Consider the following 10923-nt stretch of genomic DNA (forward strand, 5'->3'; position numbering starts at 1 on the left):
ACGCAGAATCCGATGATCTGTCGGACAAACCCATGTACGAACGGCTCGGCGGGATCGTGCGCATGCTGCACGACTCGCTGCGCGAACTGGGCTATGACCGCTCCTTGTCCGATGTCGCCAGCCAGATCACCGATGCGCAAGGCAGGCTGGAATACGTCGCCACGCTGACCGAGCAAGCCGCCAACAAGGTGCTGAATGCGGTCGACAGCGGCATGCCCGAACAGGATGCGCTTGCAAAAAAGGCAAAGGATATCGACAGCCGCTGGGCCGACCTGTTCAGCGGCAAGATGAGCATCGAAGAATTCAAGACGCTCGCCGGCGATTCCAAGCAATTCGCCGCCACCGTCGCCGACGCCACCGAGGCGGAAAAGGCGCGCCTGCTCGACATCATGATGGCCCAGGATTTCCAGGACATCACCGGCCAGTTGATCAAGAAGATCGTCGCCATCACCAGCACCGCCGAAAAGGAGCTCGCCCAACTGCTGCGGGACAACGCGCCACCGGAAGTGAAGGCCGCAATGGCTGCCGAGCACAAGCCGGTCGAGCTGATGCAGGGCCCGTCGGCGCCGGGGACCGCGATGGCACAGGACGATGTCGATAGTCTGCTTGCCGATCTGGGGTTCTGATGGATGACATGCTCAAGGAATTTGTCGTCGAGGCACTGGACCTGGCGACGAACGTCGAGGAGCATCTGCTGTCTCTGGAGCGCCACCCGGACGACATGGATACCCTCAACGCGCTGTTCCGCTCCTTCCACACCATCAAGGGTGGCGCGGGGTTCATGAACCTGCCGGCCATCGTGTCGGCCTGCCACCTTACGGAAAACCTGTTCGACGCGCTGCGTACCGGCAAGGCCCCGGTCACGCCGACCGCCATCGAAGCCAGCCTGCAGGCCAGCGGTTTCGTCGCCGACCAGCTCGGCCAGCTTGCCAATGGCGCGGCGCCGGAATCGCTGCCCGCGATGCCGGCGGAACTGGAAGATATTCTCACGCATGCGATCGAAGGCGGCACCGCGCCATCCCTCGCGGCTGCGCCCGCCGGCCCGGTGGCCGCGGAAGTCGTTACGGAGTATGCCGGTGATGCCGGCACCATGGGCGACGACGGACTGGACTGGGAAGCGCTTTACCGGGCCGTGGTGCCATCGGGGTTGCGGCTGGTATCGGATGAAAGCACTTCATCGGCGGCCCCGGCAAACGCAACAACCGCCACGGCTGTGGGTGTGGCTGCGGCTGCAACCCCGCGAGCGGACGACATGGGCGCGCGTGCGATCGTTGCACCGGTCAAGGAAGACAGCATCCGCATCGATGCGGTAAAGCTGGACGCGCTCCTCGAAGTGGCGGGTGAATCGGTGCAGGCGGCCAACCAGGCCAGCGTGCTGCTGGAAAAGCTCCTGCAGTTCAAGTTCGACGGCCAGGCTGCGGCATTGATGGCCAACCTGGCGGAAACCCTGAACCGGGCATCGCGCTATTCCACCGAACTGCAACGGGCGACATTATCCACCCGCATGCAACCCGTCGGCCGGCTGTTCCAGAAATTCCCGCGCCTCGTGCGCGAGCTGGCAAAGGATCTCGGCAAGGACGTCGAGCTGGTGATCGAAGGCGCGGAGACGGAAGTCGACCGCGTCGTGGTCGACAGTCTGTACGATCCGCTGGTGCACATGCTGCGCAATGCGCTCGACCACGGCATCGAGGATGCGCAGGCGCGCGCCACCACCGGCAAGCCGCCAAAAGCGACCATCTCGCTCAAGGCATGGCAGGAAGGCAATAGCGTGATGATCGAATTGTCCGACGACGGCAAGGGCATGGACCCGGACCAGTTGCGGACGAAGGCGCTGGCCAAGGGACTGATCGGTGAGCATGCGGCGCAGAGCGAAGCGGAAGCCTATCAACTCGTGTTCCTGCCCGGCTTCTCGACCAAGGAAGTGGCATCGAGCGTGTCCGGCCGCGGGGTCGGCATGGACGTGGTGAAGACGGCGGTGGAAAAGCATCGCGGCGCGATCAGCATCGATTCGGCACTCGGCCAGGGCACACGCTTTACCATCTGCCTGCCGATCGAGCTGTCGATCGTGCCGACCATGCTGGTGCGTACCGCCGGCGCCGCGCTGGCGATGCCGATGGCGGTGGTGCAACGGGTGGTGGAATTGCCGGAAGAGTTCGCCGAGGTTGGCGGCGCACCGGTGCTGCGTGACCAGGGCCGTCCGCTCGCGGTGCGGTCGCTGGCCGGCATACTCGGCTACGAGCCCGGCAAGGAAAAAGTCGGCATCGTGATCGCTGCGCCGCAGCCGTACATCCTCGCGGTGGATGCGGTGGACGGCACGGCGGACCTGGTGATCAAGCCGCTGACGGCATTGACGGTACCGGGTGTGAACGGTACGGCGCGCTCGGCGGAAGGTGAACTGGTGCTGGTGATCAGTCTTGCGTTTCTGCTGGATGGGTGCAAGACGACGGCGGCGCGGCTGGCGGCTTGAGGGGCTTGGTCACCTCCGTGCAGATGCAATGCAGGCCGTTTCGCTTGACGCAGCGCTGAATGGCTGCTGTTAAGTGACTACCGGAGAGCTTCTTCCCCTGCAAGGGGGAGGAAACCCTTTCTGAGCAGTGCTGCCGTTCGGGATCGAACGGCCTTCGTCGAATTCATTCCTTCCCGCCGGCCTGCACCACCTTCTGACTTATCGCCCCGAAGATCGATTTACCCTGCGCGTCCAGCATCTCGATACGCACCGTGTCGCCAAATTTCATGAACGGCGTTTTCGCTTCACCGTCGGCGATCATTTCGAGGCAGCGCTTTTCCGCGATGCAGGTGTATCCCTTGCTGCTGTCCTTGTTCGAGACGGTGCCCGAACCGACGATGCTGCCGGCGCACGCATTGCGGGTCCGGGCCAAATGCGCAATCAGTTGCGGGAAGTTGAAGACCATGTCCACGCCGGCGTTCGGCTGCCCGACCACCACGCCATTCCAGGTTACCCGCAGCGGCAGGTGCACCTTGCCGTTCTGCCAGGCGCTGCCGAGTTCATCCGGCGTCACCGCGACCGGCGAGAAGCTCGATGCCGGTTTTGACTGAAAGAAGCCGAAGCCTTTTGCCAGTTCAGCCGGGATCAGGTTCCGCAGCGAGACGTCGTTGACCAGCATCAGCAGCTTGATATGGGCGGCGGCTTGTTCAGCCGTGGCGCCCATCGGCACGTCGTCGGTAATCACCGCGACTTCACCCTCGAAATCGATGCCCCACTCTTCCGAGCCGAGCCGTATATCGTCGGCAGGACCGATGAAGTCGTCGGAACCGCCCTGGTACATCAAGGGTTCATGCCAGAAAGATGCCGGCATTTCCGCATTGCGCGCCTTGCGCACCAGTTCTACATGATTGACGTAGGACGACCCATCGGCCCACTGGAAAGCGCGTGGCAGTGGCGCCATGCAGCGCGCCGGATCGAAGTCGAAGGATCGCGTGGTCTTGCCGGCGTTGAGCTGCTCATATAGTGCGTCGAGCTGCGGCGCCATGAAGGCCCAGTCGTCCAGCGCCCGTTGCAGCGTTGGCGCAATGCCGTCGGCAACCTGGGCGGTTTTGAGGTCACGCGAGACGACGATGAGCTGGCCGTCACGGCTGCCGTCTTTGAGAGTTGCAAGTTTCATGCAGTATCCGGAATCGTAGAATGATTAATCGAGGCCAAGCTTGCGCTGCTTGATCAGCGCATGCCAGCGGGCCGTTTCAGTCTTGATGTAATCCGCCATCTGCTCCGGTGACCCGGACAAGGGCTCGACGCCGAAGTCGGTCAGTTTTTTGGCCACTTCCGGCGCTGCGATCGCCTTGGTCAGCTCGGTGTTCAGCCTCGTAACCACCTCCCTGGAGGTGCCTTCCGGAAGGACGACGCCTTGCCATGCATAGATTTCTTCGTCGCCGAGACCGATCTCTTTCAGCGTGGGCACATCCGGCTGCAATGGCAGGCGCTTGCCGGACAGGACCGCCAGCGCGGTCAGCTTGCCGGTCTTGATGTGCGGCATCGCGGTGGCGAGGTCGAGCACCATCATCGGCACCTGCCCCGCCAGCACATCCTGCACCGCCGGTCCGGCACCGCGATAAGGAATGTGCACCATGAACGTGCCGGTTTTCTGCTTGATCATTTCCATCGCCAGATGATGGGGGCTGCCGGCGCCGACCGATGCATAGTTGTACTGGCCGGGTGCGCGCTTCATTTTCTCCAGCCAGTCCTTTGCATTGCTGAAGCCGGCACCGGGGTTGGCCACGAGGAGCAACGGGAAGCGGGCAATCAGGGTCACCGGCACGAAATCCTTTTGCGGATCGTAGGGCAGTTTCTTGTAAAGCGCGCCGTTGAAGACGAACGTGCCGTTGTCGCCGGACATGATGGTGTAGCCGTCGGGAGCCGACCGCGCGACCGATTCGGCGCCGATGATGGTGCCGGCGCCCGGCTTGTTCTCGATGATCACCGGCTGGCCGACCTGCCTGGACAGCTGTCCGCCGATCGTCCGGGCGATCACGTCGGAACCGCCGCCGGGTGGATAGGGCACGACCCATCGCAGCGGCTTGTTGGGATAATCCTGCGCGGTGGCAGCGGCACTGCCGGCGGCGAATGCGATGCCGGCGACGAGTCTGATCAGAATGGGAAAGCGCATGTTGTCTCCTTGGATGGCCGGGGCCAGAAAAATCTCCTACACCTCGACTCGGATTACGTATTATTCAATTGATTCACCATTTCGTAATACTACAGGGCATGCGAACACCAGGACAACCCGGGAACGAGGACACGCTGCGCGCCGACAAACAGCAGGGGATTCAATCGGTCGAAGTGGCCGCCCCACTGCTATTGGCGCTGGCCGGCGCAGGCGGGCCCCTCGCCCTTTCGGTGCTGGCCAGAAACGCCGGCATGCCGTCGGCGAAAGCGCACCGCTACCTGGTGAGCCTGATCCGGATCGGGCTGGTGGAGCAGGACGGCGCGTCCGGACTGTACGACCTCGGTCCGCTGGCGCTGGAGGTCGGGCTGGCGGCGCTGGGACGAATGGACGCAGTCAAGCTGGCCGACGAATCCCTGCGGAGCCTGCGCGACACGACCGGAGAGACCGTGGCCCTGGCGACCTGGGGCAATTTCGGGCCGACATACATCCGGCTACTGCAATCGCGCCGGCCGGTCACCGTGAATCTGCAGATCGGCAGCGTCATGCCGCTGACCTATACCGCCAGCGGCCTGTGCTTCGCCGCCTTCATGCCGGAAGACGAGCTTGCCCCGCTGCTGCAGCAGGAACTTGCGTTGAATCGCAGGGATAGACCCGATGCGCCGGCGGATGAAGCCCAGTTGGCGCCAATCCTGAATGACGTCCGCCAGAGGCGGCTTGCCCGCATCATCGGGCGGCTCGATCCGTCCACCGTCAGCACGCCGTCCAGCAGGATGGCCGAGCGCCTGCTTGCAGGCTTCAACGCATTTTCCGCACCGGTATTCGATCATGATGGAAGGATCCGCTTCGCCCTGACGGTCGTGGGATCGGCTGCCCATATCGATCAGGACTGGGACGGCCTGATCGCCCGGCATACTGCGGACCATGCGCAGGCGCTGTCGCGCCGCCTGGGGTATCAGGCGCCTGAATGACGCTGCACTGCGACTGACCGGGGCTTTACTTCAGGCGGCAGGTCAGCATCCAGTAATGGGTCAGGCGCTGGATGCGGATGTCCCTGGCATAGGGTCCGATCTTCTTGCGCAAAGTGCTGTCGGTCGGAAAATTCTTCACCACTTCGAAACGCTCGCCATCCGGCAGGGTGCGTATCTGGTAAGTATTGCCTTCCTGGTCCGTGCGTGCGATAGGCAGGTTGCCATCCTCGACGAAGGCGTTGTCGATCATGACCAGCAGGCTATCTTTTTGCAGCACCTTCCCCAGGCGTGCAAGAAAAGGCCCTTGATCCTCGCGTTTCACATGCGACCACCAGAAGCCGGCGAAACAGGCATTGAAAGTGTCTTGCACATCGAGCTTGTAGGCATCGGAGACCGCGAAGCGCACCTTTCCCGGTGGCAGATCCTTCGCTCGCGCATACGCAATGATGTCGGCGCTGACATCGGTCGCCAAAACCGATGCGGCGCACGCGGCGATGCGCTCGGTCCAATACCCGGTACCGCAGGCGATTTCCAGTACATGATGGTCGCGCAAGGCATCGCAGACACGCTCCTGCAATTGCGCAAGATCGGCCTGGCGTTCGGGTTTTTCGTACACGTCTTCGAATGTCGGTGCGCGCTTGGTGTAATAGGCCACCATATCGGTGCTATCGGTCATGTTCTCGCTTTCAGAATGGCTTGCGCCGCCTCGACGAAGCCGGCGCCATAAGCCTGTTCGGCGATATAGGCTGGCGGCCGGGACAGGCGGCTGACATGGCGGGCGACATTCGCCACGCCGATGGATAGAGGATAGTGCGCAAACATGGTGGCGTCATTGCCCGAATCGCCGATGAAGACATAATCGCGGCGGGCGTCGGCATCAGCGACACCGAACACATCGGCAAGAATCCTTTGCGTCGTTGCCTGCTTGGAAAACTCCGCCACCGACGCATGCAGGTGAATACTGCTCGATGTGGCAAAAAAACCTTCCTTGCGCACGAACGCGGCCGCTTCATCGACCAGGTGCTGCGCCAGCGGCTCGACCTGCTCGCCGATATCGAAGGTCAGGTCGCCGACTCGTTGCGGCGCATCGTCCGCAACCGGGATGGCCGGAAAACGATCGCGCAGACGCAACGCAAGGCTTTCCAGCGCATGGCGATGCAGGATGCGTGTCGATGCGTCCGCATAGAACCATGCCTGCTGCATGCCCTTGTCATCCAGCCAGAAGGCGGACGCGCCGTTTTCGGCAATCACCGCATCGAAATCGCATAACCGAAGCAGGGGTTGCGCCCAATAGGTCGGCCGCCCCGTCACGGCGATCAGCCGCAGACCGGCCTGGCCCAAACTTTCCAGCGCGGACAGCACCTCGGCGGTCAGCCGGCCGTTCGTGGTCAGCGTGTCGTCGATATCGGTCAACAGGCCGCGAATGCCGCGCAGCTCCGCTGCCGGGCAGTTTTTCAGGGGATTCATACCGGCATCACAACTCGTAATCATCCTTCTGTCCGGTCAGCAGCTGCTCGATCAGCTTGCGATTGAGGGTCGGCGCCAGGAGTTCGATAAAGGTATACACATAGCCCCGCAGGTAAGCGCCTTGCTTGAGCGCAAGCCGGGAGACGTTGGTGCCGAACAGGTGGCCCACCGAAATCGCCCGCAAATTCTTGTCCCGCTCGGCGTCGAAGGCCATGCCGGCGATGATACCCACCCCCAGGCCAAGTTCGACATAGGTCTTGATGACATCGGCATCGATTGCCTCGAGCAGCACATCCGGCTGCAGGCCCCGCAGCGAAAACGCATGGTCGATCTTCGCCCTGCCGGCGAACGCCGTGTCGTAGGTAATCAGCGGATAGGCGCTGATTTCCTCGAGCGTAATCGACTTCACCTTGAGCAAGGGATGATCCGTCGGCACGACGACCACATGCTCCCATTGATAGCAGGGGATCGTGATCAGGTTGTTGATGTCCGCGATCGCCTCGGTGGCGAGCGCCACGTCCGCCTGGTCCTTGAGGACCATATCGGCCACCTGCCTCGGATTTCCCTGAAGTAATGAAAGGCGGACCTTCGGATATTTTTGTGTGAACGCCTGCACCACCTTCGGCAAGGCGTAGCGCGCCTGGGTATGCGTCGTTGCGATGGTAAAGCTGCCGGAATCCTGCGCGGCGAACTCCTTGCCGATGCGCTTGAGGCCGTCGATCTCCTGCATGATCAGTTCGACCGACCGCAATACCGCCCTCCCGGGCTCCGTCAGCCCGCGGATGCGCTTCCCGTGACGGGTAAATATATCGACGCCCAGCTCCTCTTCCAATTCGATAATCGCCTTGGAAACCCCGGGCTGGGAAGTAAACAGTGCCTTGGCGGCTTCCGTCAGGTTGAAGTTCTGCCGGACGGCTTCCCGTACGAAACGCAATTGATGCAGGTTCATGGCATTCTGGCCTTATTGCTCTGAAAGCAATTATTTGCATAAATCCATATACCGCATAAGCATATAAGCAAATAAATACTCTGTAGTTTGTAATAAGAAATTAGTTTATTACGATTCATGCTAATTTGCGCGGGGGTATATGACTCTTTCTTATGTAGTTTCCGGATTTGCTGTCGGTCTTCTGGTCGGACTGACGGGTGTGGGTGGCGGCTCGCTGATGACGCCCCTGCTGACGCTGTTCTTCGGCGTGTCCCCGACGGTCGCCGTCGGCACCGACCTGGCATTTGCCTCCACCACCAAGGTCGCGGGGACATTTGCCCACCGCTTCCGCGGCACCGTGAAATGGGACATTGTCCGTCATCTGTGCATCGGTGCCCTTCCCGCCGCCGTAGTAGCCGCCATTTCCCTGAAGTACTTCGGCGCGCTCGACAAGGAAATCGGCCAGATCATCCGTTATTCGATCGCCGGTTCCGTCCTGCTGACCGTGGTTGCCCTGTTGTTCCGCGGCCGCATGCAGGCCTGGGTCATCGCCCATCCGGAGAAGCAGTTGCAGGGCCGCAATCTCGTCGTCACCACGATCATCATCGGCGCGGTGCTCGGCATCCTGGTCACGGTGTCGTCGATCGGTGCCGGCGCCATCGGAGCAACATTGCTCGTGCTGCTGTATCCTCGCCTGTCGCCGGCCGAAATTGCTGGCACCGACATTGCGTACGCCGTACCATTGACCGCCATCGCGGCGGCCGGCCATTGGTGGCTCGGCTCGATCAACTGGGAACTGCTCGGCACATTGCTGCTCGGCTCCGTTCCCGGCATCACGATCGGCTCACTGGCTGCACGTGCCGTACCCGAAAAAATCTTGCGCGCGCTCCTGGCAACCACACTGACCGGCGTGGCCGCAAAACTCGTTTTTTAAGGACTGAAGATGTATCGCTACGACCAATATGACCATCAGATCATCAAGGAGCGCGTCGCCCAGTACCGCGACCAGGTGCGCCGCCGGATCGCGAATGAGCTGACCGAAGAGGAATTCCGTCCGTTGCGGCTGCAGAACGGCTTGTACCTGCAGCGCCACGCCTACATGCTGCGGATTGCCGTGCCTTATGGCCTGTTGTCGTCCACCCAGCTGCGCATGTTCGCCCACATCGCGCGCGAGCATGACCGCGGCTATGGCCACTTCACCACGCGCCAGAACATCCAGTTCAACTGGATCGAGATGGAAGAAACGCCCGGCATCCTGGAAAAGCTCGCCTCGGTCGAAATGCATGCGATCCAGACCTCCGGCAACTGCATCCGCAATATCACTTCCGACGAGTACTGCGGCATCGCACCCGATGAAATCATCGATCCGCGCCCGTTCGCTGAAATCCTGCGCCAGTGGAGCACCTTCCATCCTGAGTTCGCCTACCTGCCGCGCAAGTTCAAGATCGCGATCAACGGCGCGCTGGAAGACCGCGCGGCGATCGCGGTGCATGACATCGGCCTGTCCGTCCTCAAGAACGAGCAAGGCGAAATCGGTTTCCGCGTGCTGGTTGGCGGGGGCATGGGCCGCACGCCGATCCTCGGCAGCGAAATCCGCGCCTTCCTGCCGTGGCAGCACGTGATGAGCTACATCGAAGCCATCATGCGCGTCTACAACCAGTACGGTCGTCGCGACAACATCTACAAGGCCCGCATCAAGATCCTGGTGAAGGCGATCGGCATCGAGGAATTCGCCCGCCAGGTCGAGGAAGAATGGCAGGACCTGAAGGACGGCCCGAGCACGCTGACGGAGGAAGAACTGCAGCGCGTCGCGGCTTACTTTACCGCTCCGCCATATGAAACCCTGGCGCCGGTCGATGATGCGGTCGAAAAGCTGAAAGCGGAAAACAAGGCGTTTTCGAACTGGATCAAGCGCAACGTCAAGCCCCACAAGATTCCCGGCTATTCGGCCGTGGTCCTGTCATTGAAAAAGACCGGCGTGCCTCCCGGCGACGCCACCGCGGACCAGATGGATTTTGTCGCCGATCTCGCAGACCGTTTCAGCTTCGGCGAACTGCGCGTGACACATGAACAGAACCTGGTGTTGTCGGACGTGAAGCAATCCGACCTGATCACCGTCTGGAACGAAGCCAAGGCGCATGGACTGGCGACGCCGAACATCGGCCTGCTGAACGACATGATCTGCTGCCCCGGCGGCGACTTTTGCGCGCTGGCGAACGCGAAATCGATTCCGATCGCGACCGATATCGCGGAGCGCTTCGACAATCTCGACTTCCAGCATGACATCGGCGAGATCGAACTCAACATTTCCGGCTGCATCAATTCCTGCGGCCATCACCACGTCGGCCATATCGGCATTCTCGGTGTCGACAAGGACGGCGCCGAGTGGTACCAGGTGTCGATCGGCGGTGCGCAGGGCAACCAGTCGAGCATCGGCAAGATCATCGGGCCGTCCTTCTCGGCACACCAGATGCCGGAAGTGATCGACCGCATCCTGAAGGTGTACCTGCGCGAGCGCGTGGAGGACGAGCGCTTCATCGACACCGCGCGCCGTATCGGCGTCGCGCCGTTCAAGGAGTTCGTCTATGCGACTCCCATCAAGACACACCATGCAGCGGGAGAAGACGCATATGCGTGACATCATCAAGAACAGAGCCGTCGTCTCCGACGACTGGACCGTACTACGGCTGAATGAAGGCGAGACGCCGGAAGCGGTTTCTGTGCCCGAAGGCAAGGTCATCGTGCCGCTGAAAGTCTGGCAGGCGCAACGCGCGGCCCTGGATAACCGCGCCGAACTCGGCGTCTGGATCGGCAGCAGCGAGCGTCCGGAAGAACTGAAAGGCGAACTCGACCGTTTCAAGGTGGTGGCCGTCGATTTCCCTAAATTCGCTGACGGCCGCGGCTACTCGATCGCCTACAACCTGCGCGCCCGTCTCGG

General features: G+C 61.8%; 11 protein-coding genes. 6 read left to right on the forward strand and 5 right to left on the reverse strand.

Annotated elements, in window-relative coordinates:
• A partial coding sequence (locus tag V7080_RS18445) for a protein phosphatase CheZ (RefSeq protein WP_334189858.1) occupies window positions 1–626 on the forward strand: 626 nt, incomplete at its 5' end.
• Window positions 626–2467: a chemotaxis protein CheA gene (locus V7080_RS18450; RefSeq protein WP_334189859.1), complete on the forward strand. Its 1842-nt coding sequence runs from the start codon at window positions 626–628 to the stop codon at window positions 2465–2467. The genes V7080_RS18445 and V7080_RS18450, both read left to right, overlap by 1 nt.
• Window positions 2468–2630: 163 nt before the next feature.
• Here V7080_RS18450 and V7080_RS18455 read toward each other — a convergent pair whose 3' ends face one another.
• Window positions 2631–3623, reverse strand: coding sequence for a fumarylacetoacetate hydrolase family protein (locus V7080_RS18455; RefSeq protein ID WP_334189860.1), 993 nt, complete (start codon window positions 3621–3623; stop codon window positions 2631–2633).
• A gap of 24 nt (window positions 3624–3647) precedes the next feature.
• On the reverse strand, window positions 3648–4622 hold the full coding sequence (locus tag V7080_RS18460; RefSeq protein ID WP_334189861.1) for a Bug family tripartite tricarboxylate transporter substrate binding protein: 975 nt from the start codon (window positions 4620–4622) through the stop codon (window positions 3648–3650).
• A gap of 98 nt (window positions 4623–4720) precedes the next feature.
• Here V7080_RS18460 and V7080_RS18465 point away from each other — a divergent pair, with 98 nt between their 5' ends.
• Window positions 4721–5590 carry an IclR family transcriptional regulator gene (locus V7080_RS18465; protein WP_334189862.1) on the forward strand — a complete coding sequence of 290 codons (870 nt, stop codon included), beginning with the start codon at window positions 4721–4723 and terminating at the stop codon, window positions 5588–5590.
• 25 nt (window positions 5591–5615) lie between these two features.
• On the opposite strand, the gene V7080_RS18470 is transcribed toward V7080_RS18465, so the two are convergent.
• Genes V7080_RS18470 through V7080_RS18480 form a run of 3 tightly spaced genes read right to left on the reverse strand, consistent with a single transcriptional unit; the run spans window position 5616 to window position 8006 of the window.
• Window positions 5616–6266 (reverse strand): class I SAM-dependent methyltransferase, encoded by a 651-nt coding sequence (locus V7080_RS18470; RefSeq protein ID WP_334189863.1) that lies wholly within the window; start codon window positions 6264–6266, stop codon window positions 5616–5618.
• Window positions 6263–7057 (reverse strand): HAD family hydrolase, encoded by a 795-nt coding sequence (locus tag V7080_RS18475; protein ID WP_334189864.1) that lies wholly within the window; start codon window positions 7055–7057, stop codon window positions 6263–6265. The genes V7080_RS18470 and V7080_RS18475 overlap by 4 nt, the downstream gene beginning before the upstream one ends.
• A gap of 7 nt (window positions 7058–7064) precedes the next feature.
• Entirely contained in the window at window positions 7065–8006 is a 942-nt protein-coding gene (locus tag V7080_RS18480) for a CysB family HTH-type transcriptional regulator (protein ID WP_334189865.1), read from the reverse strand.
• A gap of 139 nt (window positions 8007–8145) precedes the next feature.
• Between V7080_RS18480 and V7080_RS18485 the strand changes: the two genes are divergently transcribed.
• The 3 genes from V7080_RS18485 to V7080_RS18495 form a co-directional block, all read left to right on the forward strand.
• On the forward strand, window positions 8146–8919 hold the full coding sequence (locus V7080_RS18485) for a sulfite exporter TauE/SafE family protein (RefSeq protein ID WP_334189866.1): 774 nt from the start codon (window positions 8146–8148) through the stop codon (window positions 8917–8919).
• Between the two features lie 9 nt (window positions 8920–8928).
• Entirely contained in the window at window positions 8929–10623 is a 1695-nt protein-coding gene (locus V7080_RS18490) for a nitrite/sulfite reductase (protein ID WP_334189867.1), read from the forward strand.
• On the forward strand, window positions 10616–10923 hold a 308-nt coding region (locus V7080_RS18495), incomplete at its 3' end, for a DUF934 domain-containing protein (RefSeq protein WP_334189868.1). The genes V7080_RS18490 and V7080_RS18495, both read left to right, overlap by 8 nt.

The sequence above is a fragment of the Noviherbaspirillum sp. genome (genome assembly GCF_036846085.1).
Taxonomy (GTDB): domain Bacteria; phylum Pseudomonadota; class Gammaproteobacteria; order Burkholderiales; family Burkholderiaceae_D; genus Noviherbaspirillum.